Below are 21,483 nucleotides of genomic sequence, written 5' to 3'. Positions count from 1 at the left end.
CGCGACGACCGCGCGCGGGATCGCCGACCTCGTGCGCGCCAGCCTGGGTCTGGATCCGCGGGCGTCCGCGACCGTGCGGCAGCTCGCCCGCGCCGAGCCCGGGTGTCCGCCGATCGAGGCCAAGGTCATGGTGCTCGGCGCGGAGTCAGGTCGGTGGACGATCCACGCCGCGGTGTCCGAAGTGGACGACCAGCACGTCCGCCCCGGCGCCACGCACGGCCCGTCAGGCTCCACCGGCAGCCGGGCCCGGCGCGGATGCCGCTGCTCGCGTTCCAGAGCAAGACAGGCCGGCCAAGCCATCGACCTGGTGGCTGACGATCTCACACCGGCTCGCAGCACCTCCCTCGATGAGTTCGGTGGGTCGGCGCGCGTGGCCCGTCATCACCGCCGGGACGCGACCTGGCCCGGTCGTGCCAGCAGATCGGCTCGACGGCAGTCGCAGCCGGGTGTCCCAAGTGGATGATGATCTGGGTCATCACCCAGAGCCTTCGGCGGGTCGGCGCGCCTCCGGTACTCGACAAGGTCGGCGATCGTGACCAACTTCAGGTCGTGGTCCTTCGCGAAGACGGCCAGCTCGTCGAGGCGAGCCATGCCGCGGTCGTCGGCCGGTGAGACGATGCGGCTCAACGCCGCCACCGGCGCCCACCCCGCCAACCCGGCCAGGTCGACCGCTGCTTCCGTATGCCCGGGCCTGCGCAGCACCCCGCCAGGGCAGGCACGCAGTGGTACGACGTGGCCAGGACGGGCGAACGAGTGCGGCGACGCGCCGGGGTCGGCCAGCAACCTGATCGTGCGAGCCCGGTCCCGGGCGGAGATCCCCGTGGTCACCCCGTCACGCGCGTCCACCGTGACCGCGTGGGCCGTTCCGCGAACGTTCTGGTTGATGGCCGTCATCGGCGGGAGCCGCATCCGGTCCGCGGCCTGGGCGGGCAGTGCGGTGCAGACGAACCCGGACGTGTGCCGGACCGCGAACGCGACGAGCTCCGGGGTCGCCGCGGCCGCCGCGAACACCAGATCACCCTCGTCGTCCCGATCGCCATCGGCAACGACGACGACCGGTCGGCCCTTCGTGATGTCCGAGATCGCCTGCTCAATGCCGTCGCCACGGAACATCATCTCCTCCTCCAGCGGGGTGCGACCCCGCCTATCCGCGCGTGTACAGCCCATGCAGGATGACCTCCAGCAGCTGGTCGGCCACCTCGCGCGGGCTCAGTTTCCCGTCAGCGACGTACCAGGACGGCGCCCAGTTCAACGTGGACAGCAGCACCCGCGCACCCAACTGGGGGTCGGCGTCGAATGCCTTGCTTTCGACACCGTCGGCGATCGCCAGGCGGAAGCCGTCCTCGTAACGTTCCCGGAGCCGGATCACCTCCGCCTGGTTGGCGTCCCCGAGTTTGCGCCATTCGTCGAAGTAGACCCGCACGGCCGGACGACGATCCCGGATCATCTCCAGATGCGACCGGCACCGGGCCCGCAGCCGCTCCTCGGGGTCGTGCACGCCTTCCGTCGCTCGGTCGGCCCGCTCGAGGAAGTCGTCGGCGACGTCCAGGATGATCTTGTAGAGAACATCCTCCTTGCTGGAGATGTGGGAGTAGAGGCTGCCACTCTTGATCCCCATCCGGTCCGCGATCAAGCGGACGGTGGTCTGCTCGTAGCCGATCTCGCTGATGAGCTCCGTCGCGATCTCGATGAGATCGCGACGGCGAGGGGTATCGCGCTGTCCTCGTTCCGATCGCATTATGGTCGTTCACATTTCCGTTCGGCTCGGCGGTGCGGCGAATCCGGGCACCTGGCGGGACTCATGATATTGCACGAAGAACCAGCCGCTCGGACGCTTCCGCAGCAGGTAGGTCTGGCGAATCTGCCCGTCCATGGGCTCGTCGTCGGGCCGTTCGATGCGGCACCAGAACCGAACGTAGGCGTGCGCGAACTCCCCGCACACTTCGAGTTTGCGGTCCACGACCCGCGTGTCGTACAGGCCGCGGATGACGTTGGGAAGGTTCCGGATGTAGCTGTGCAGCGCATCGCGGCTGTAGATCGCGTGGTGCAGCTCCTCGGGCTGGTACACGATCGTCTCGGCCTCCGGATCCCACAAGGAGACCATCAGGTCCGCGTCGAACGTGCCGACCGCTCGCGAGAAACTCCGCATCACGGCGGTGACGGCCTCTTCTTCGCTGCCTGGGATGGGCTTCGTCGCTGTCATCATCACTCCTCGGTATGTTTGTCGTGTCAACGAAGGGGGTTGGCCGGACGCCGGCTCGTCCAGGTCAGGACGCTCTTGCTCTCGAGGTATTCGGAGAGCGTCTCCAGCGCGAACTCGCGGCCGAACCCGGATTGCTTGAATCCGCCGAACGGCACGCCCGGGAACGTGGTGTAGGGGTGGTTGATCCCGACCGTGCCCGCCCTGACGCCCGCCGCGACGCGCTGGGCCCGGCCGGGGTCACCAGTCCAGACCGTCGCGAACAACCCGTACTTGGTGTCGTTGGCGAGGGCGACCGCCTCCTCCTCGTCGCGGAACCGCTGGACGGTCACGACCGGACCGAAGACCTCGTCCCGCACGATCTCGGCGTCCCGCGGCGCGAGGACCACCGTGGGTGGGTAGAATGCACCCGGCCCAGCCGGGACCACACCGCCGAGCAGGACCTGGGCGCCGGCGGCGCGGGCCCGTTCGACGAAACCGTGCACCCGCTCTCGATGGGCGGTGGAGATCAGTGAGCCCACCACCGTGTCCGGATCGAGGGGATCGCCCACACGCAGGGTTCGCGACTGGTCGAGGAAACGCTCCAGAAACCGGTCGAACACCTCGTCCTCGACGAGCACGCGCGACCGGGCTTCGCAGCTCTGTCCCGCACAGGTGAAAGCGCCCCAGACCGCGCCCGGCACCGCGTCGTCGAGGTCCGCGTCGGCGAACACGACCGTGGGGCTCTTGCCGCCGAGCTCGAGCGAGAGCCGCTTGACCGGATCAGCGGCAAGCCTCATGATCTCGCCGCCGGTCGCCGTCGAGCCGGTGAACGCCACCCTGTCGACACCGGCGTGGCGGACCAGATGGGAGCCCACCCGCGGCCCGTCGGCAGGTACCACGTTCAGCACTCCGGGTGGGATGCCGGCGTCAAGTGCCAGCTCGGCGAGCCGTAGCGCGGTCAACGGTGTCGCCGGATCCGGTTTGAGCACCACCGTGCAGCCCGAGGCCAGCGCCGGCGCCACCTTCCAGGCGGCCATCAGGAGCGGGTAGTTCCACGGCACGATCTGGGCCACCACGCCCACCGGTTCGCGGAATGACTGGAACGCCAGTGCGCCGTTGGGTCGCGACGACTTCCCCTCGATGGCCGCGGTGGCCGCCGCGAAGTAGCGGAACGTGTCGACGGCGTGCGAAACCTCGGCTCGTACCGAGGTGATCGCCTTGCCCACGTTGCGCGCTTCGAGCATCGACAGCGCGTCGTGCTGGGCCTCCAGCTCGTCGGCGAGCCTGTGCAGCAACCGGGAGCGGGTCACGGGCGACGTGCGCCGCCACGGACCGTCCAGCGCGCGACGCGCAGCCAGCACCGCCGAGTCCACGCACGCTTCATCGGCGGTCAGGAGCCGGCCGAGCGGCTCGCCGGTCGCGGGTTCGCGCAACGCGGTGTGCACCCCGCTCCCGGGCTCGACGGCGCGCCCTTCGACGAAGGGCAGCGACGGCGGATATGTCGTGGTCATCAGCTCACCTGCCATGCGGTCGCTGGCATCGCCCCGGCGCTCGGCTCCCGGTCGACCCACCGCCGCTCGGTGACCTGTTCGAGCAGTTCGGCTGCGTCGACGAGGACTCCCTCCTGGTGCCACGGAGCGTGGAACATCAGCCCGACGGGCAGCCCATCGCGGTCCAGTCCACAGGGGACGGTGATCGCCGGTACGCCCGTGAGGTTGGCGAGCCCGGTCGTCCGCATCGCGGCCAGGTCGGCGGACACCGTGCCGGAGGGCAGCGCGGCCCGCGGACGGTCGAGCAACGGCGGGGGCGTGGGGACGGTGGGCCAGGCGACGAGGTCCACGCTCTCGAACGTTGCCTCGAGCTCGTCACGTGCGGCCTGCCGGGCAGCCCTGGCGCGCCCGACCTCGTGTTCGGGCACACCCCGCGAGGCTTCCAAGGCCCGCTGGATCGTCGGGTGGAGTGTGGGAAGCACGGTCCTCCTCCAATGGGGCGTCATTCGGGCCAGCCGTTCCGCGCCGAGCACGGTCGCGGCGGTTCGTGCGACGTCGACGGATCCGGACAGGGTGATTTCGACGATCTCGCAGCCGGCTTCGCCGAGGTCCTCGATCGCGCGGCGACAGGCGGCCAGCACACCCGGCTCGACGTCGCTCCAGTAGGCATCCACGGGCAGCCCGATGCGCGGCCGACGGTTTCCCGGTGGCAGCGACTTCGACAGCAGCACCTCGGTCGCGAGACGGCAGTCGGCGGCGTCCCTGGTGATGGGGCCGATCGCCATCATCGACGACGCACCGGCGCAGCCGTCCGAGGGCACTGTCCCCCAGGTCGGCTTGAGCCCGGTCACGCCGCAGTACGACGCGGGGATGCGGACCGAGCCGACCGCGTCGGTGCCGATCGCGAGCGGCACGAGCCGGCCGGCCACGGCCGCCGCCGATCCGCTGGACGACCCACCGGGACAGCGCGTGACGTCCCAAGGGTTACGGCACGGGCCGTACGCCGAGACGTGTCCCGTCGTTCCGAAGCCCAGCTGGTGCATGTTGGTCGCGAAGGCGACCGTGCAACCGGCGTCGCGCAGCCGCCGGAACACTCCGCTGGCGCCCGCGCCTGGCCGCCGGTATGCCACGGGGGTCGCGTCCTTCGGCGCGTACCAGGGCAGTGCGAAAGTGTCCTTCACCGCCACCGGCACCCCCGCCAGCCTGCCTCCCGAGCCCGCATCCGCGCGGGCTTCCGCGTCGAACGTCGCGCAGGCTGCGTTCAACAGGGGATTCACCCGCCGCACCCGATCCACTGTGGCCGCGGCCAGCGACCGCGCCCCCACCTCCCCGCGCGTGAGGGCGCCGATCTGCTCGCGCAGGCCGAGACGCGTGAAGTGCTCCGTCACGGCGACGTCCCCAGTGCGCAGGCGGGTTGCCGGACCACGTGGGCGGCCACCTCGCCCGACGCGGGGTGGAGCCAGCCCTTGGTCTCGGCGTACCGGAGCATGCGTGCCAGGTTCTCCGCCCGCGGACCGGTGCGGTAAGCACCAGCGTCGCGAAGCCAGCCCGGATCCACCCAGGCGTGGTTGCTGCCGTCGAAACGTACTTCTGGCACCTCCTGGTCCGCCCGCGCCGGGTCGACGTCGTCGGCGAGGACGACGGCGAAAGCGCTGAAATCGTCCGCGTCGAGCAGTCGCAGCCGCAACGACCCCTGGTGCTCGTCGATCACCACGCGCATCAGGACTCCTTCCCCTGGAACGCCGGCAGGACCTCCTCGGCGAACAGCTGCAGCATTTCGAGGCTGACCTCGGAGCCGTGCGGGGCCGGGAAGTAATCGGTCAGGATGAACTCGCTGACCCCCAGCTCGCTGTGGAGCCGGCCGATCTGGTCGACGATCTGGGCCGGAGTGCCGTTGAACGCCATCGGGTGCGGAAGGTTGTAGGGCGGCACGCTGTACACCAGGGAATCCCACTCGGACATCACGTCGGCCCGCTTGCGGGCGGTCGCCTCGTCGGCAGCGATGGACAGCGTGCCGCCGGCGATGATCCCTTCCCCGCGCCGCGGTGTCCGCCCGGCCTGGTGCGCCTCGTCGGCGTAGACCTCGAGCATGCCCTTGACAAGATCTTCCCGGGGAGTCAGGCACATGATCGTCGCACCCTCGCGGGCCCAGAACCGCACGGTCGCGGACCGGCCCGACATCGGAGCGAACACTCGCGGGTGCGGCGTCTGGTACGGCCCGGGGGCGATGCTGACGCCGAGCAGGTTGTCGTCCTCGTCGACCCCGGCGCCCCAGGTCTTGGTGTGCGGGTAGGGCCATTTCGTACCGGGCACGGGGAACTTCCAGAACTCGCCGTCGAAGCTGAACACGTCCTGCGTCCAGGCCAGTTTGATGATCTGCCAGCATTCCTGAAGGGCCCGCAGGTTGCGTTCGTCGGCCTCCGACTTGTCCGAGCGAGTGGCGCGCATCGGGATGTGCTGGCCGTACTGGTCTGCCCAACGCGGGGTGTTCCCACGGGAGAAACCGGCGAGCGCGCGTCCGCCCGTCAGCTGGTCCAGCTGGGCGATCTGGTCGGCCACCAACAGGGGGTTGGACACCGGGAGGGTCATCCCGAGCTGGCCGACCTTGAGCCGTTCGGTCCGGGAGGCGACGAAGAGGTCCAGGAGCACCGGGTTCGCGGTGACCTCCGGGATGCCTTCGATGTTCCCGTGCTGTTCGCTGAAGAAGACGCCTTCGAAACCGGCGCGGTCGGCGAGTTCGGCGTGAGCCGCGAGCTGCTCCAGCATGTGCTGGTAGCGGTCGGTTCGCCGGCCTCCGAGTTTGATGGGCTTGTCCATCCGTTCCCAGCTGAACGGGTTGAACATCAGGTAGAACTTGATCACGAGCTGCTCCTCGTCTTCGCGGGTCGTCGTCCGATCGCCTTGTCGCTAGGCCACGGTGGTGGATCCGGGGGATCCGCCGATGCCCCAGCGACGAGCGGGTATTTCTTCGAGGACCACCCACGTCTGCGCGCGGACCGAGTCCCCCAGCACGCCGGTGATCGCGTCGGTCAGGGAGTCGATCAACCGGGATTCGGTATCCTCCGAGAGCCGTCCCTCGAAAAGCTTGACCTCGATCAAGGGCACTGTGTCACCTTCCTTCCTGGCGAGTCAGATCGCCTTCCCGGGCTTCGTGGTCCGTGGACAATGGACCTTCCGGCATCGAGTTCCGGATGTGGCGGTGGCGAACGGCTGCCACGCAGCCGAGGCTGACGAGCGTCGTCGCGGTCAGGTACACCGTGATCGGCAGCGACGAACGCCAGCTGGCGTAAAGGCTGGACGCGACGGTCGGCGCGAGGCCGCCGCCGAGCAGCGCGCCGATCTGGTAGGCCAGCGACGCGCCGCTGTAGCGGACCCGCACCGGGAACAGTTCTGTGTACAACGCCGCCAGCGGGCCGTAGACCGTCCCCATCGCGACTCCGGTGACGAGCAGAGCGATCAGGATGACCACGGAACTGCCGGTGTCGACGAGGGGGAACAGGGCCGCCGCCGCGGCGGTGAGACCGATCGAACCGTAGAGGAGCACCTTCCGCCTGCCGTACCGGTCGGACATCACCGACGCCGTGGGAACCGTGACCAGCCAGGCGCACGAGCCCAGCAGGATGAAGGTGAGAACCAGGCTCCGGTCGAGGTTCAGCGCCTCGTCCGAGTACGCCAGCAGGTAGGCCATGTAGATGTACCCGACGGCGTTGATCCCGATGAAGGCACCGGCTCCCAGCGCGACCGCTCCGGCGTTGTGCCGGAGCACGGCGACGATCGGCAGGCGTTCGGTGCCGCTGGACTCCTTCTCCCGCTCGAAGTCGGGGCTCTCGGTGATGGTGAAGCGGATGACCACGCCGACGACCACCAGCACGGCGCTGAAGAGGAACGGCACCCGCCAGCCCCAGGTCAGGAACGCGCTGTCGCTGACGCCCGCGGTCACCCCCAGAAAGGCGACGTTGGCGAGGATCAGGCCGGCCGGCACGCCCATCTGGGCGAAGCTGCCGTAGAAACCCTTCCGGTTCGGCGGTGCGTGTTCGACCGCCATCAGCACCGCGCCACCCCATTCGCCACCGACCCCCAGGCCCTGGATCAGCCGGAGCGTCACCAGGAGTACGGGAGCCCAGGCGCCGATCGCCTCATAGGTGGGCAGCAGACCGACGCCGACCGTGGCGATGCCCATCATCAGCAGCGAGGTCACCAGCATGGACTTGCGGCCGATCCGGTCGCCGAAGTGGCCCATGACGATCCCGCCCAGCGGCCGCGCGATGAACCCGACCGAGAAGGTCGCGAAGGCGGCCAGTGTTCCGGTGACCGAGGAGAAGGCCGGGAAGAACAACGGGCCGAAGACCATCGCAGCGGCCAGACCGTAGACGAAGTAGTCGTACCATTCGATCGCGGTGCCGATCAGGCTCGCAATCGCGACCTTCATCGGCCGGACCGGGCCGGGGGCTGTCCCGGACGAAGTAGCGTTCATCGGTACTCCAGGGCGGTCGTGGGCGTTGCGCGCCGGTCGACAACGCGCTGGATCTTTCCGGCCGAGCGGCCGAGGGTGTCGGGTTCGGTGACGTCGACGTCGACGGTGACGCCGATTCCGTCCTTGACGCGGGCGGCGAGTGTGGTCGCCGCGGCGCGGCGGTGCTCGGTGGAGGTCCCCGCTCGCGCCTCGACACGCACGGTCATGCGGTCGAGCCGGCCCTCGGTGGTGAGCACGAGCTGGAAATGCGGGGAGAGGTTGTCGGTGCGGAGCACGATCTCCTCCACCTGGCTCGGGAAGACGTTGACTCCCCGGAGGATGATCAGGTCATCGGTGCGCCCGGTGACCTTCTCCATCCGGCGCAGGCCGGGCCGCGCCGTTCCGGGCAGCAGCCTGGTGAGATCCCGGGTGCGGTACCGGATGACCGGGAACGCCTCTTTCGTGAGCGAGGTGACCACCAGCTCACCCGGTTCCCCCTCGGTCAGCACCCGCCCGTCGACGGGGTCGATGACCTCCGGGTAGAAGTGGTCCTCCCAGATGTGGAGGCCGTCCTTGGTCTCAACGCATTCCTGTGCCACGCCGGGGCCGATCACCTCGGAAAGGCCGTAGATGTCGACCGCGTCGATGCCCATGCGTTCCTCGATCTCGCGGCGCATCTGCTCGGTCCACGGCTCGGCGCCGAAGATGCCAACCTCGAGTGAGCTCGATCGCGGGTCGATGCCTTGCCGCTCGAACTCGTCGAGCAGGGTCAGCATGTACGACGGGGTCACCATGATCACCTCCGGGCGGAGGTCGGTGATGACCTGAACCTGTCGAGCCGTCATGCCGCCCGAGGCCGGGATCACGGTGCAGCCGAGCTTTTCGGCGCCGTAGTGCGCGCCGAGTCCACCCGTGAACAGGCCGTAGCCGTAGGCGATGTGCACCTTGTGCCCCGGTCGGCCGCCCGCCGCCCGGATCGACCTGGCGACCAGGCCGGCCCAGGTGTCGATGTCGCGGGCGGTGTAGCCGACCACGGTCGGCCGACCGGTGGTGCCGCTGGAGGCGTGGATGCGGCTGAGCCGGTCCACGGGTACCGCGAACATGCCGAACGGGTAGTTGTCCCGCAGGTCCGACTTCATGGTGAACGGGAACTGCGCGAGATCTTGAAGGGTTCGCAGGTCTTCCGGGCGCACGCCTGCTTCGTCGAACTTCCGGGTGCAGGCGGGGACGTTGGTGTAGGCGTGGTCGAGTGTCCATCGCAGACGCTGGAGCTGCAGGGCCCGCAACTCTTCTACGCCAAGGCGTTCGCCCGGATCCAGGGCTCGGTCGATCGTCGTCATGGTTTCTCCTCGCCGTCCACTAGGGGCGTCCAGGTGCCGAAGCTGCGCTGGAAGTACACGAGTGGCTCGTGGGCAGGGGGCGACACATCTCCTTCTCGCACCTCCGCGATGAGCACGACGTGGTCACCCACGGGAACCGCTTCCAGAAGGGAACAGTCAGCCCAGGCCAGGGAATCTTCTGTGAGGATCGGCAGTCCGCCCGGACTCGGATGCCAGCGGACCGCGCTGAACTTGTCCGCCTTCTTCGAGGCGAACAGGATTGAGGTGGCGCATCCGGAGTTCCGTAGGAAATTGACCACGAATTCCTTGCGGGACAACAGCGACGGGAGTGTCCGGCTGCCGCGGTCGACGCACACCAGCAGTGCCGGTGGGTCCGCGGACACGCTGCACAACGCGGTGGTGGTGAGCCCCACCGGCTGCGCGTTTTCGTTGAGTGTGGTGATGACTGCTATTCCGGCTGGAAAGGCACTCATGATCGACAAGAACGTGGCGGGATCGATTCGATCGTCCTGACGCGTCACATCCATGGCGCAGTGCTCCCTGCTGTGCGGTGGACCTGCCTCGCTCGCCGGCCGACGACGCCTGGTCCAAGGCGTCCGATCCGGAACCGGTGGCTGGGTGGATCTGTTGTTGTCTCCCCGCGGAACGACTCCTGATCGGCCTACGGGGAGGAAGCTAGCGACCGCTAGTGTGGAGACTAGCGCTTGCTAGCCTCTCGTGTCCAGACCCGGATGAAGACGACTCCCCCACGAGCGGAAACGTGCCCAGGCCGGCTCGCGCCAGATCGCGACGGTGATCAGCTCGTGGACCGCCTCGCGGGGCGTCAAGGATCGTCCGACGTCGGAGCCATCGCCGACATCGAGCTCCAGGACCAGCTGGCCCATCTCCGCATCGAGGGGTCACCCTGCATGGCGCCACCTGATCGCCAGGGCCTCTCCTCGACCGAGTCAGCGGCCGGGCGGCTCGACTTGCGCGCCCCATCGAGAACGGCCGCTAGGATCGTCCTACTCAGCCGCGAGCGACAGCACTGACACTGGCCCAGAGGGAGAGGTGGGTTCCTTGGAGAACGAGCGCCATTCCCTCATCGCGCCCCTTTCGTCCTCGGGGCGCGCCGACGAGATCGCTGTGCGTATCACGGAGGCGATCCAGCTGGGTTTGCTACATGACGGCGAGCGGTTGCCGTCAGAATCGGAGTTCGCGGCGCAGTTCGGCGTTTCGCCGGTCACCCTACGCGAGGCCATCGCCGATCTGCGTGATCGGGGCCTCCTCGAAACGAGGCGCGGACGCTGGGGTGGCACGTTCGTCAAGCGGTCTCTGGAACCCGACGAGGGGCCGGACATGGACCGGCTGAGGAGCAGCGGAGCAGCAGCCCTGCGGGACATTGCCGATGAGCAGGCCGCCATCTCGGGTCTCGCTGCCCGTCTGGCTGCCGAGCGCGGATCCTCGTCCAATGTAGAGCGCATCTTGATGCTGGCCGAGCAACTGGCGACGGCAGCAAGTAGAGGCGCGCGGATGAAGGCGGACAGCAGGTTCCACATCGAGGTTGCGATCGCGACCCGCTCGGAACGTCTCACGCGCCGTGAAGTCGCCTTGCAGGCTGAGACCACCGGAATGCTGTGGGGCTCCCATCTGGCGGAGGTGGAGGTGGAGGCCATAGCCGCCGAACATCGTGAGATCGCCGCGGCGATCGCAGACGAGGACGGGACCAAGGCGGGATTCCTAGCCGAGAGGCATGTGCGTAACAACCTGCGCCGGCTTACGTCCGGCCATCTCGCCCTCGCCGCCGCCGGCAAAAGGCCACCACAACGATCGCGGAGGGCCAAATGAAGGAACTGCGAAAAGGCGCGGATCAAGTTCGGCGTGAGCTCGACGAGCAGATCAACGCCTGGCAGCGCCCCGTGGCAGACCTTGCCGACGCCGTGAGACAGCTCATTGGCCGGAACGAGCAACAGGGCGGACAGGCGACGCTAACCGAGAAGAGCATCGTCTCTCTCGTGCCGCGCGTGGAACAACTGATCAGTTCGGAAATCGGAGCAATCGGCGCTGGCTTCATAGCCGCACCAAGTGTGGTCGAGGGACGCAGACGCTACATGCTCTGGCTGCAGGAACGGGATGGCGTTCCCAGGCACTTGCGCTTGAACTTCGATACCGAAGACCTCGACGCGTACGACTACGAGCGAATGGACTGGTATACCGCTCCCCGAAATAGTCGCACCGCACGCCTGACCGGCCCTTTCCTCGACTACTCCGGTTCCGACCATCTGGTCGTGACTCTGACGGTGCCCGCGTGCAGCGGGGGCGACTTCCTGGGTGTGGCCGGAATCGATCTCAGCGCGCACGCCGTCGAGGATGTCCTCGTGGACCACCTACGCGTCCTTGACGATGCCGCGGTCGTCTTCAATGAGGAGCGGCTGGTGATCGCGGCGAACTCGACGCGATGGATGCCGGGTGAGCGGATCGCGAATTTCGGCACCGCCACGCCGAATCCGGATCCCCAGCTCACTGTTCCGCTCGTGGAGTGGTCAGGTTGGACGATAGGCATCAGGCAGACCGTGGACGCATGATCAGGTGCGGCAAGCGTCGTTTCGGCTGCATGCTGTGCGTCTTGCTGGTGGCGTAGTCCGTCGGCATCGCGCCGGGGAACACCAGCGCCCCAGTCTTTGAGCCGAGGTGGCTGGAACCAGGACGTCGACCCGGCCGAACCAGACCAACGCGGTGCCGACCAGGCCCTGGCGATTCGGTTGGCGCGCGACGTCCGTGGTCAGCGCCGCCGCGCGGATGGCCGAGGTACGCGACCAGCTTCCGCGTGCTGCGGGCGCTCGCCGCGGCGTGCGCCCGCAGCACGGCGGCACCCGCGTCCGCCAGCGCGACAGCGACGCCGAACCCGAACCCGATCGGACCCGGACCCGGACCCGGACCCGGACCCGGACCCGGGCGACGCTCCCCTTCGTCGGTCCTGCGGCCAGACCGAAGCCGTCTCGGCGCACGCCGCCGATCCGTCCAGCCGTCGCCCTTCAGCACACGTGGAAGTCGACACACCGATGTTCTCACAGGCCTAGACTTCATACCTACAGATCTGTATGTTTGGAGCCGTCCAACAAAGGTCTCGTCAGAGGGCAGGGCAATGTCGCTCAAGCACATGACGGAGGAGTGGTCGCGGCCGGGCGCACGCTCGCTCGCCGGCCGGCGTCCGGGTCAAGTCGATCAGGAGGTCGAGTCCGCCCCTTCGCGGCACCTGCCACAAGCGCGGTGGATCCGGCACCAGGGCCGGAGATTCGGCGCGACCGACAGCTCCCGTCCGGGCGCTCTGTACGAGACCTGCGGCTCCAGCATCCTTGTCGGATCACTTCATCGCTCACCGCGGCCGCCGGCGCCGTTGGCGGTCGCCGAAGCCGGAGATCGCTGACCGCTAAGCAGCGCTACCCAGTTCGGCCTACGTGGCTCGCGTGTCGCGGTCTCCCTCCGCCTCGACGTGAGCGCATCAGCTAGCCATTCGGTCGCCGATGGCGTTTTACACAGCTACTGAATCCGCATTTGCACAGGTAGATCTTTCAATCCGACAACTCTAACTATTTGACCAGCGAGGAAGCCGAGCTGCGGTAGCTCTCGATCAGCTAAGGAGGAGCGTCATTGTGGCGGTCACACGAGTGGCACTGGTCGGCCTAGGGGCCACGGGGTGCGCGATCGGTACCCTGCTGGCGGCCCGGGAGGACTGTGTACTGGTCGGTGCTGTCGATCAGCGCCCCGACACGATCGGCAGGGATCTCAGCGAGTTCCTAGGTCTTGGTCGGCTGGGCATCGCGGTCACCAGCGATCTCGGCGCCCTTCCCGCGACTGATCTCGCGGTGGTCGCGACGACATCGGACCTCGATCGCGTCGCGCAGACAGTGATCCCACTGCTGGAGCGCTCGATCAATGTCGTGAGCATCTGCGAGCAGCTGGCGTACCCATGGGAGAGCCACCCCCAAATCGCCAAGCAGCTGGATGCGGTAGCGCGTGAGCACGGGGTGACGGTGGTCGGCACGGGTGCCAACCCGGGAGTCCTGATGGACACGCTTCCCATGCTGATGAGCGTGCTGACTCGACAGGTCAACCGGGTGGTCATACGTCGGCGCACCAACATGTCGCGCTACGGCGCGATCTTGTCGAAGTTCGGGCTCGGGCTGGAGCCCACCGCCTTTGCCGCTGCGCGCAACAGCGGGCAGGTGATCGGCCACGTCGGTTTCGAGCAGGCGATCGGTGCGCTGGCCGCCGGCCTCGGATGGGAGCTGGACACCATCGTCGTCGATGACGTCGAGCCGAGTGTGGTGAGCGATCGCAGGCGTCAGGGGGCCCACACGGTCATCGAGCCCGGTGCGATCGCAGCGGTCACCCACCGAGCCCGAGGGCTGCGGTCCGGGGACGCGGTGATCGATCTGGAGATCGTCTTTGGGTTCTTCGACGCCGAGGACGAGGTCCAGCCGGGCGATGAGTACCTCATAGAAGGTGACGACCAGCTCATCACGCTGGCGTCAAACCACGGTTTCGAGTCGTTCCTGAGCACGGTGGCAGCTGCCGCCAACGTGGCGACCGCGGTGGTCGACGCCCCGGCGGGCCTGCACTCGATGGGTGAGCTTCCGGTGCTCGCGATGGCATCCAAGGGAGCGCGGATCCGTCAGGCGGTGCATCGGTGAAGCACAGTTTCCAAGCGCTCTCCCCCGCACGGTTCCTGTCCCGTGCCGCGGCGGTGTACGGCGACCGGGTGGCCGTCGTCGATGGTCGTGACCGCTTCACCTACGCGGACCTCTACCGGCGCGCCCGCCAGCTGGCCGGGGCGCTGATCGGTCTGGACCTACGGCCTGGCGACCGCGTCGCGGTTCTGTCGGCGAACAGGCATGAGGTGCTGGAGGCGCACTACGGCGTCCCCTTCGCCGACGGCGTCCTCGTCACGGTCAACTCGCGGCTCGGTGCCGCTGAGATCGCCCACATCCTGAGGCACTCCGGAGCGGGCATCCTCATCTGCTCGCCCTCGCTGGGACAGCTCGCCGAGAAGGCCGCCGCCGAGTCGCGCCGCGATATCACGGTCGTGCACATCGGCGACGAGTACGAGCGTCTGCTCGAGCAGGCAACCCTCTACGAGGCGGTGGTCAGCGACGAGCTTGCAGCGGTCGCCGTCAACTACACGAGCGGAACGACCGGTGCACCGAAGGGTGTGATCTACAGCCACCGGGGCGCTTACCTGCAGGCGTTGGCCATGGCCTTCCACGCCGGCCTGACCGCCGACTCGACCTACTTGTGGACACTGCCGATGTTCCATTGCAACGGCTGGTGTTTCACCTGGGCGGTGACCGCCGCGGCCGGCACACACGTCTGTCTGGAGACGGTCGGCAAGGACGCCGTGTGGTCGGAGATCGAGGCGCACGACGTGACCCACCTTTGTGCCGCCCCCACCGTGTTGTCGATGATCGCGCCCGGGGACGAGGACCCGGACCATGGTCACGGCCGTTCGATCTGGGTGGGCGTGGGAGGTGCGCCCCCGGCACCTGCCGTCCTGGCCCGCGCCAGGGCGCGTGGCCTGCGCGTCACTCACCTGTACGGAATGACCGAGACCTACGGCCCGGTCGTCATCAACGAGTGGCAGTCGCGGTGGGACGAGCTGCCGGAGGAGCAGCGCGACCGCCTGGCAGCGCGGCAGGGCGTCGGCAACATCGTGTCCGAGCCGGTGCGCGTCGTGAACGAGGCCGGTATCGATATTCCTGCCGACGCCGTCACGATCGGCGAGATCGCGTTGCGGGGCAACAACATCACGCCGGGCTATCTCAACGACTCGGCGGCGACGGAGTCCGCGGTTCCCGACGGCTGGCTCCGCACGGGCGACCTGGCGGTCCGCCATCCGGACGGCTACATCGAGATCCGCGACCGGGCAAAGGACGTGATCATCTCCGGCGGGGAGAACCTGACCTCGGTCGAGATCGAGCAAGCGCTGCTCGCGCATCCCGCAGTCGCCGAGGCGGCGGTGGTGGCTCGGCCCGACGAGCAGTGGGGCGAACGTCCGGTCGCGTTCATCGAGCCCGTCGGCCAGACGCCGGTGACTGCGGACGAGCTCCGAACACACCTTTTGGAGCGCATCGCCCGATTCAAGGTCCCGGACGCCTTCGAGTTCGGTCGGCTTCCCAGGACAGCCACGGGAAAGGTTCAGAAATTCGCACTCAAGCAACGTCTCCACGCGCCGCACGGCGGCCGGCCCGCTTGACCGGCTCGCGAGGTCCGAGCCAACGGGCGAGGTCGATCCGGACGCGTGACCGGACAGGTCGTTGAGACCTCGCACTTCCACCACGATCAAGGAACGTGACATGACTGATGTAGACATCCACACCCGCAACCTCGTCGACGGCGAGCTGCTCGGCGCCCGCAGCGGCCGGGAGCTCGACGTGATCGATCCGGCGACCGAGGAGGTGATCGCGCGAGTTCCCGCGAGCGACGCCGACGACGTCGATGCGGCCGTCTCGGCCGCGGAGCGGGCGTTCAAGACATGGAGGCGCACGACACCCGGCGAGCGCGCCGAGAGGCTGCTCGCCCTCGCCGACGCCGTCGCGAAGGACGCGGAGCACCTCGCTCAGCTCGAGTCGCGCAACGTCGGCAAGCCGTTACCGGTCGCTCGGGAGGAGATCGGCTTCGTCGCCGACAACCTCCGGTTCTTCGCCGGTGCCGCACGCTGTCTCGAAGGGCGTGCCGGCGGCGAATACCTGTCCGGCTACGAGTCCTACGTGCGACGAGAGCCCATCGGCGTGGTCGCAGGGATCGCCCCGTGGAACTACCCGCTGCTGATGGCGGCCTGGAAGTTCGCTCCCGCTCTGGCGGCCGGGAACTGCAGCATTCTCAAGCCCTCCCGCCAGACCCCGCTGTCGGCTCTGCACCTGGCTCACCTGGCCAAGGACATCCTGCCCGCCGGTGTTCTCAGCGTCCTCGCCGGCAGTGCCGGCGACTTCGGTGACTCGCTGGTGAGCGACAGGCGTATCGGCATGGTGTCGGTCACCGGCGACACGAGCACTGGCAGGCACATCGCTCGTACCGCAGCCGATCATGTCGCCAGGTCCCACCTCGAGCTTGGCGGCAAGGCGCCGGTCGTGGTGCTCGACGACGCCGACATCGACGATGTCGTCGCGGGAATCACGGTGGCGGGCTTCGTCAACTCCGGCCAGGACTGCACCGCGGCTTGTCGGGTGATCGCCACGCCGGGCGTCTATGACAAGCTCGTCGAGCAGCTCGTCCCGGCGGTCGGATCCCTGAGGATGGGCGACCCCAACGAGAGCGAGGAACTGGACCTCGGCCCAGTCATCTCGGGCGCGCACCGGGACTCCATCCTCGCCGCGCTCGAGCGGACGAACGGCAAGGTCGCCGTCGGCGGGCGCGCTCGCGGCGACAAGGGCTTCTTCGTCGAGCCGACCGTGGTGGTGGATCCGACGCAGGACGACATAGTCGTGCAGAAGGAACTGTTCGGGCCGGTCGTGTCCGTCCAGCGCGCGCGCGACGACGACCAGGCGTTCGAGTGGGCCAACGACGTCGACTTCGGCCTGGCTTCCTCCGTCTGGACCCGCGACGTGAACGCGGCGGTCCGGGCTGCCCGCGAACTCGACTTCGGCTGCGTGTGGGTCAACGACCACATCCCCGTCGTGTCCGAGATGCCCCACGGCGGCTTCAAGCAGTCCGGCTACGGCAAGGACATGTCGGTGTACGGCCTCGAGGAGTACACGCGGATCAAGCACGTCATGACCAAGAGCGCTTGAGAGGTACACGCACGTGAGCGACAAGCAGGTGACACGGGCCGCGGCGCGGTCCGAAGCGACCACGACCACCGATCCCGAGCCCACGCCGTCCACATCGGGCGACGACACCACCCCGGGACGCGCCCCCGACGACCACGGACCCCACGGCTCCAATGGCGATGACCGCGCGGTCGACCTGGCGATGCCCCACCTCGGCCAGATCGAGCAGGCCTTCGTCGAGCGCTGGCACGAGAACGCCACCGGGTGCTTCTCGTCCGGTCACAAGTTCTGCCGCGAGGTCTGCCCGGTCACCCAGGTGACCCGCAACGAGAACCACACCCCGACAGCGTTCCACGCCAACGTCATCGGCCTCGAGAAGGGCCACCTGAGCGTGGAGGACGTCGCCGACGACTACGTGCACTGCACGCAATGCGGCGGCTGCGAGGTGCGCTGTCCCAACACCCTCATGGTCGGTGACTTCTACCGCGCCCGCACCGAAACGGTGAAGGTCGTGCGTGCCATGCGGGCGATGCTCGTCGACAAGGGCCTCGACCGCGAGAAGTGGAAGGTCTGGAACAGGCTCACCGACGAGCTCAAGAACGAGCCGGTGTTGGGAGTCGAGGGCGAGCAGCCGAACGGCCAGGCACAGGTGCGTGACTGGGCCGCGGGCCTGGACATCCCCATCGGCGGCGACACGATCATGTTCGTCGACTGCGAGGCCGCCTACTACCGGACTTCGGTACCGCGTGCCACCGCGCAGATCCTGCGGAAGGCCGGCGTGGAGTTCGGCCTGATGAACGAGCAGTGGTGCTGTGGGGGCCCCGCGGCGGAGATGGGTTACGTCGAGCAGTCCATGCGCTTCGCCCGCCACAACGTCGATGACTGGCGCCGCTCCGGGGTAAAGCGGATCATCGCCATCGAGCCGCACGATTACGTTCACTTCACCGAGGATTACCCGGCCTACTTCGGTGACGAGTTCGACTTCGAGGTCGTCCAGATCATCGACCTGGTGGCCGAGCTGATCCGCGACGGGCGCCTCGAGCTGGTGAAGCCCATCGAGCGGGTCGCGACCTACCACGACCCGTGCCGGCTCAACAAGCGCAAGGGCATCCACGAGGCGCCTCGCGAGATCCTGCGCGCGATCCCTGGCCTGGAGTTCCGCGACGTCGACCGGGTCACCCAGTGGTCCTACTGCTCCGGCGGCGGGGGTGGGCTGCCCATCGAGAAGCCCGAGATCACCGCCGAGATCAGCCGTCGCCGCCTGGAGAAGGCTTCCGAGCTGGACGTCGACCTGCTCGTCAGCGCCTGTGTCTGGTCCGAGCGCCCACTCACCGCGGCCGGGGACGAGGCCGGTATCGAGGTGCGCGACATCATCGAGCTCGTCGCCGAGTCCGCTGGCATCGAGGTCGGCGGGAGGACCCGGGCATGACCGTCACCGCCAGCCTCGGCAACGAGGTCGTTGACAGGCTCAACGAGATCCTGGACGAGCCCGGAGCAGTCCTGACGAGCCGCTCGAGCCGGTTCAACCGCGCCCGGGTCCCGGCGCCCTTCCCGGTGCACCGTTGGGAGGAGTTCCTGCCCGACGTCGTCGTGCTACCGCGCACGACCGAACAGGTCTCGCGCATCGTCAAGCTCGCCAACGAGCTCAAGGTGCCGATCGTGCCGCGTGCGGGCGGCACCGGCCTGGCCGACGGCGCGGTCCCCATGCGCGGCGGCATCCTGGTCGACGTCAAGCGCATGGACGAGGTCAAGGAGATCGACCTGGTCAACAACACCGTTACCGTCGGCCCCGGCATCAACATGCAGACCCTCAACCGGCATCTCAGGCCTCACGGGGTCATCTACCCCGACGACCCCGCCTCCTACGCGTGCGCCCTGGTCGGCGGCCGCATCGGGACGTCCGGGCTATCGCTGCTGGGAGCTCGCTACGGCCACACCCGCGACCTGGTGATCTCCTTCGAGATGGTGCTGCCCACTGGGGAGGTCATCGAGGTCGGGGACGGCGGGGGTCGCAAGGTCCGCAAGTCCTCGACCGGCTATCAGCTCAAGCACCTGTTCATGGGCCATCAGGGCACCCTCGGCATCGTCACCGAGGCCACCCTCGAGCTCGTGCCGCGCGCGGAGACCGAGTTCGCCGCGTTCTTCCTCTTCGAGGACTACGACACCGCATACCGCACCTTCTCCAAGCTCGCGAAAAGCGGGCTGGCCACGCTGGCCGGGGTCATGCTCTTCGATCCCGAGAAGGTCGACTACCTGCGCCGCGACGACGAGGCCTACATCGTCCAGCCTGCGTGGGTGAAGGCGGTCTGCGCGGTGTCGCTGCTCGGCACCAGGGTCGAGGTCGAGCCGGCCCGCGACGTGGTCATGAAGCTTGGCCGTAGCCTGGGCGGGCGCTACATCGGCGATGAGATCGCCTCGGGTGATTGGGCCGCGCGGCACGACCGCTACGCCAATCCCCTGCACGGTCGCGACAAGAACGGCAAGGTCATCCCGATGTCGTGGCACTGCGAGGACGCGGCGATCCCCTACAGCGAGGTGCCCGAGGTTCTGCGGAAGTGGCATGCGATCGCCCGCCGCTACTGCGAGCAGTACGAGATCTTCGACGACTGGGGCGCGTTCGCCTACACCAATGCCGCACACAAGCCCTGGGGGGACATCCTCCTGGAGATCGACATGGGCCTCTGGGAGGACCGCATGGACGAGTCCTCCTGGCAGGCCTTCGTGTCCCTGAAGAAAGAGATCGCCCAGGTCGCCATCGACCACGGTGGCTCCATGTCGTCCTGCCACGGGGCCACGCGCGCCGGCGACGCCGAGCTGGTCCCGACCGAGATGGGGGCGTCCTGGGAGGTCATGAAGGCGATCAAGCGAGCGCTCGACCCACACAACATCATGAATCCCGGGAAACAGAGCCTCGACGAGGCCTACTCGGACGGACACCGGTCATGAGCGGCGACGACTACCGGTTCGGCCGCTACGTGCCCGCCGAGCAGGTGCCGCCTGCACCGAAACGCGTCACCGACCAGGTCGTGCAGCGCTTCGAGCACGTCTTCGAGGTCGATCCGGAGCGAATGACCCGGTTCCAGCAGCAGAAGATGCCGACCTGGGACACGCGCCGCATCGTCGCCGCGAGGTGGGACCACCTCGATGCGGTGCACCGGGAGTTCGCAGACGAGGTGCTGCTCGCGGGCGAGGGGCCCGACCCCGGCCCGGAGTCCACTCAGGACGAAGGAAAAGGAGCGAACGAATGAGTATCAAGGCAGTCGTCTACGGTGTCGGGGCGATGAACACCATCGCCACCCGCATGCTGCTCGAGAAGGGGGTCACTATCGTCGGTGCGATCTCCCGTAGTGAGAGCAAGGTCGGCAAGGACCTCGGCGAGCTCACCGGTCTCGGCAGGCGTCTCGACGTCCAGGTCAGCAACGACCCGCACGAGGTGTTCGAGCGCACCCGTCCCGACATCGCCGTGATCGCGGTCAACAGCTACATGGCCGACGCCGTCGAGCAGCTGCGGACGTGTGCCGAGCACGGCGTCAACGCCGTCACCCTGTCAGAGGAGGCGCTGCACCCTTGGGCGACCTCGCCGGAAATCACGCGCGAGCTCGACGAGATCGCCAAGGGCACCGGCGCCACCCTGACCGGCACCGGCCATCAGGACACCTACTGGGTCAACATCGTGGCCATGATGATGGGCACGGCGCACCGGATCGATTCGGTGGTCGGCCACGCGAGCTGGAACGTCGACGACTACGGCCCCGAGGTCGCCGGTGACCAGCAGGTCGGCAAGACCGTCGAGGAGTTCCACGCCTGGCTCGACGGCGCCACTCGCCCGCCGAGCTTCGGCCGCAACGTCCTCGACGCACTGGTCGCCGACGTCGGCCTGACCGTCAAGTCCGTTACGACGACCACGCGCCCCGACGTTGCCCAGCAGACCATGTTCTCCAAAGCCCTACAGCGGGAGATCCCGGCCGGCCAGGTCATCGGTTTCACCGACGTCGACGAGATTCTCACCGCCGAGGGCCCGGCGTTCAACTTCGAGATGTCCGGGCGGGTCTACGGCCCCGACGACGGCGACATCAACGAGTGGGAGATCAAGGGCGAGCCCGACCTCGTGCTCTCGAATGGCACGGTCCCGACCCAGGTCACCACCTGCACCCAGCTGGTGAACCGGATCCCGGACGTCATCTCCGCCCCGGCGGGCTTCGTGACGGTCGAGACGCTGCCGCGACTGCGCTACCGGGCGTTCCCGCTGCACACCTACCTGAAGGGGTGAGAA

The 21,483-nt window shown here is 68.1% G+C and carries 19 protein-coding genes and 1 pseudogene; 9 read left to right on the top strand and 11 right to left on the bottom strand.

Annotated elements, in window-relative coordinates; translation table 11 throughout:
- Nucleotides 1-495: 495 nt before the first annotated feature.
- The 11 genes and pseudogenes from ribB to DI005_RS22675 form a co-directional block, all read right to left on the bottom strand.
- A pseudogene (gene ribB / locus DI005_RS22720) lies at nucleotides 496-1,116 on the bottom strand (3,4-dihydroxy-2-butanone-4-phosphate synthase); the annotation flags it as partial.
- 28 nt (nucleotides 1,117-1,144) lie between these two features.
- Nucleotides 1,145-1,738, bottom strand: coding sequence for a TetR/AcrR family transcriptional regulator (locus DI005_RS22715; RefSeq protein ID WP_112273497.1), 594 nt, complete (start codon nucleotides 1,736-1,738; stop codon nucleotides 1,145-1,147).
- 9 nt (nucleotides 1,739-1,747) lie between these two features.
- On the bottom strand, nucleotides 1,748-2,203 hold the full coding sequence (locus DI005_RS22710) for a nuclear transport factor 2 family protein (protein ID WP_158303039.1): 456 nt from the start codon (nucleotides 2,201-2,203) through the stop codon (nucleotides 1,748-1,750).
- Between the two features lie 26 nt (nucleotides 2,204-2,229).
- Entirely contained in the window at nucleotides 2,230-3,693 is a 1,464-nt protein-coding gene (locus tag DI005_RS22705) for an aldehyde dehydrogenase (RefSeq protein ID WP_158559875.1), read from the bottom strand.
- Nucleotides 3,693-5,060 carry an amidase gene (locus DI005_RS22700; RefSeq protein WP_158303037.1) on the bottom strand — a complete coding sequence of 456 codons (1,368 nt, stop codon included), beginning with the start codon at nucleotides 5,058-5,060 and terminating at the stop codon, nucleotides 3,693-3,695. Before DI005_RS22700 ends, DI005_RS22705 begins: the two co-directional genes overlap by 1 nt.
- Nucleotides 5,057-5,392 (bottom strand): hypothetical protein, encoded by a 336-nt coding sequence (locus DI005_RS38295; RefSeq protein ID WP_158303036.1) that lies wholly within the window; start codon nucleotides 5,390-5,392, stop codon nucleotides 5,057-5,059. The genes DI005_RS22700 and DI005_RS38295 overlap by 4 nt, the downstream gene beginning before the upstream one ends.
- Entirely contained in the window at nucleotides 5,392-6,534 is a 1,143-nt protein-coding gene (locus DI005_RS22695) for an LLM class flavin-dependent oxidoreductase (RefSeq protein ID WP_113643467.1), read from the bottom strand. The genes DI005_RS38295 and DI005_RS22695 overlap by 1 nt, the downstream gene beginning before the upstream one ends.
- 45 nt (nucleotides 6,535-6,579) lie before the next feature.
- Nucleotides 6,580-6,777: a 4-oxalocrotonate tautomerase family protein gene (locus DI005_RS22690; protein WP_113643466.1), complete on the bottom strand. Its 198-nt coding sequence runs from the start codon at nucleotides 6,775-6,777 to the stop codon at nucleotides 6,580-6,582.
- A 4-nt stretch (nucleotides 6,778-6,781) separates the two neighbouring features.
- Nucleotides 6,782-8,101, bottom strand: a complete 1,320-nt coding sequence (locus tag DI005_RS22685; RefSeq protein ID WP_233520280.1) for an MFS transporter — start codon at nucleotides 8,099-8,101, stop codon at nucleotides 6,782-6,784.
- Nucleotides 8,102-8,142: 41 nt separating this feature from the next.
- Nucleotides 8,143-9,465 (bottom strand): phenylacetate--CoA ligase PaaK, encoded by a 1,323-nt coding sequence (gene paaK, locus DI005_RS22680; RefSeq protein ID WP_113643464.1) that lies wholly within the window; start codon nucleotides 9,463-9,465, stop codon nucleotides 8,143-8,145.
- On the bottom strand, nucleotides 9,462-9,992 hold the full coding sequence (locus DI005_RS22675; protein ID WP_113643463.1) for a flavin reductase family protein: 531 nt from the start codon (nucleotides 9,990-9,992) through the stop codon (nucleotides 9,462-9,464). Before DI005_RS22675 ends, paaK begins: the two co-directional genes overlap by 4 nt.
- A gap of 532 nt (nucleotides 9,993-10,524) precedes the next feature.
- Here DI005_RS22675 and DI005_RS22665 point away from each other — a divergent pair.
- The 9 genes from DI005_RS22665 (at nucleotide 10,525) to DI005_RS22625 (ending at nucleotide 21,480) form a co-directional block, all read left to right on the top strand.
- A complete protein-coding gene (locus tag DI005_RS22665; RefSeq protein ID WP_112274789.1) occupies nucleotides 10,525-11,292 on the top strand; it encodes a FadR/GntR family transcriptional regulator in 768 nt (255 codons plus the stop codon).
- Nucleotides 11,289-12,029, top strand: a complete 741-nt coding sequence (locus DI005_RS22660; RefSeq protein WP_112273517.1) for a cache domain-containing protein — start codon at nucleotides 11,289-11,291, stop codon at nucleotides 12,027-12,029. Before DI005_RS22665 ends, DI005_RS22660 begins: the two co-directional genes overlap by 4 nt.
- A 1,083-nt stretch (nucleotides 12,030-13,112) precedes the next feature.
- Complete coding sequence (locus tag DI005_RS22655) at nucleotides 13,113-14,138, top strand: dihydrodipicolinate reductase (protein WP_112273519.1); 1,026 nt, start codon at nucleotides 13,113-13,115, stop codon at nucleotides 14,136-14,138.
- Complete coding sequence (locus tag DI005_RS22650) at nucleotides 14,135-15,697, top strand: AMP-binding protein (RefSeq protein WP_113643461.1); 1,563 nt, start codon at nucleotides 14,135-14,137, stop codon at nucleotides 15,695-15,697. Before DI005_RS22655 ends, DI005_RS22650 begins: the two co-directional genes overlap by 4 nt.
- A 100-nt stretch (nucleotides 15,698-15,797) precedes the next feature.
- Nucleotides 15,798-17,231 (top strand): aminobutyraldehyde dehydrogenase, encoded by a 1,434-nt coding sequence (locus DI005_RS22645; protein WP_199543130.1) that lies wholly within the window; start codon nucleotides 15,798-15,800, stop codon nucleotides 17,229-17,231.
- Nucleotides 17,232-17,244: 13 nt separating this feature from the next.
- Nucleotides 17,245-18,639, top strand: a complete 1,395-nt coding sequence (locus DI005_RS22640) for a (Fe-S)-binding protein (protein WP_199543127.1) — start codon at nucleotides 17,245-17,247, stop codon at nucleotides 18,637-18,639.
- Complete coding sequence (locus DI005_RS22635; RefSeq protein ID WP_113643460.1) at nucleotides 18,636-20,156, top strand: FAD-binding oxidoreductase; 1,521 nt, start codon at nucleotides 18,636-18,638, stop codon at nucleotides 20,154-20,156. Before DI005_RS22640 ends, DI005_RS22635 begins: the two co-directional genes overlap by 4 nt.
- Complete coding sequence (locus tag DI005_RS22630; protein WP_199543124.1) at nucleotides 20,153-20,458, top strand: hypothetical protein; 306 nt, start codon at nucleotides 20,153-20,155, stop codon at nucleotides 20,456-20,458. The genes DI005_RS22635 and DI005_RS22630 overlap by 4 nt, the downstream gene beginning before the upstream one ends.
- Nucleotides 20,455-21,480, top strand: a complete 1,026-nt coding sequence (locus DI005_RS22625; protein WP_112273523.1) for a dihydrodipicolinate reductase — start codon at nucleotides 20,455-20,457, stop codon at nucleotides 21,478-21,480. The genes DI005_RS22630 and DI005_RS22625 overlap by 4 nt, the downstream gene beginning before the upstream one ends.
- The last annotated feature ends 3 nt before the right edge of the window (nucleotides 21,481-21,483 follow it).

The organism is Prauserella sp. PE36, from assembly GCF_003311655.1.
In the GTDB taxonomy this organism is placed as follows: Bacteria; Actinomycetota; Actinomycetes; order Mycobacteriales; family Pseudonocardiaceae; genus Prauserella_A; species Prauserella_A endophytica.
Note: the sequence above shows the minus strand (reverse complement) of the source record. Positions and strands in the feature narration are given on the sequence as shown.

Excerpts from the sequence above, each read along its gene's own strand:
- DI005_RS22715 (WP_112273497.1), bottom strand. The coding sequence starts at position 1,738 with ATGCGATCGGAACGAGGACAGCGCGATACCCCTCGCCGTCGCGATCTC.
- DI005_RS22710 (WP_158303039.1), bottom strand. The coding sequence starts at position 2,203 with ATGACAGCGACGAAGCCCATCCCAGGCAGCGAAGAAGAGGCCGTCACC.
- DI005_RS22705 (WP_158559875.1), bottom strand. The coding sequence starts at position 3,693 with ATGACCACGACATATCCGCCGTCGCTGCCCTTCGTCGAAGGGCGCGCC.
- DI005_RS38295 (WP_158303036.1), bottom strand. The coding sequence starts at position 5,392 with ATGCGCGTGGTGATCGACGAGCACCAGGGGTCGTTGCGGCTGCGACTG.
- DI005_RS22685 (WP_233520280.1), bottom strand. The coding sequence starts at position 8,101 with ATGAAGGTCGCGATTGCGAGCCTGATCGGCACCGCGATCGAATGGTAC.
- paaK (WP_113643464.1), bottom strand. The coding sequence starts at position 9,465 with ATGACGACGATCGACCGAGCCCTGGATCCGGGCGAACGCCTTGGCGTA.
- DI005_RS22675 (WP_113643463.1), bottom strand. The coding sequence starts at position 9,992 with ATGGATGTGACGCGTCAGGACGATCGAATCGATCCCGCCACGTTCTTG.
- DI005_RS22660 (WP_112273517.1), top strand. The coding sequence starts at position 11,289 with ATGAAGGAACTGCGAAAAGGCGCGGATCAAGTTCGGCGTGAGCTCGAC.
- DI005_RS22645 (WP_199543130.1), top strand. The coding sequence starts at position 15,798 with ATGACTGATGTAGACATCCACACCCGCAACCTCGTCGACGGCGAGCTG.
- DI005_RS22635 (WP_113643460.1), top strand. The coding sequence starts at position 18,636 with ATGACCGTCACCGCCAGCCTCGGCAACGAGGTCGTTGACAGGCTCAAC.
- DI005_RS22630 (WP_199543124.1), top strand. The coding sequence starts at position 20,153 with ATGAGCGGCGACGACTACCGGTTCGGCCGCTACGTGCCCGCCGAGCAG.
- DI005_RS22625 (WP_112273523.1), top strand. The coding sequence starts at position 20,455 with ATGAGTATCAAGGCAGTCGTCTACGGTGTCGGGGCGATGAACACCATC.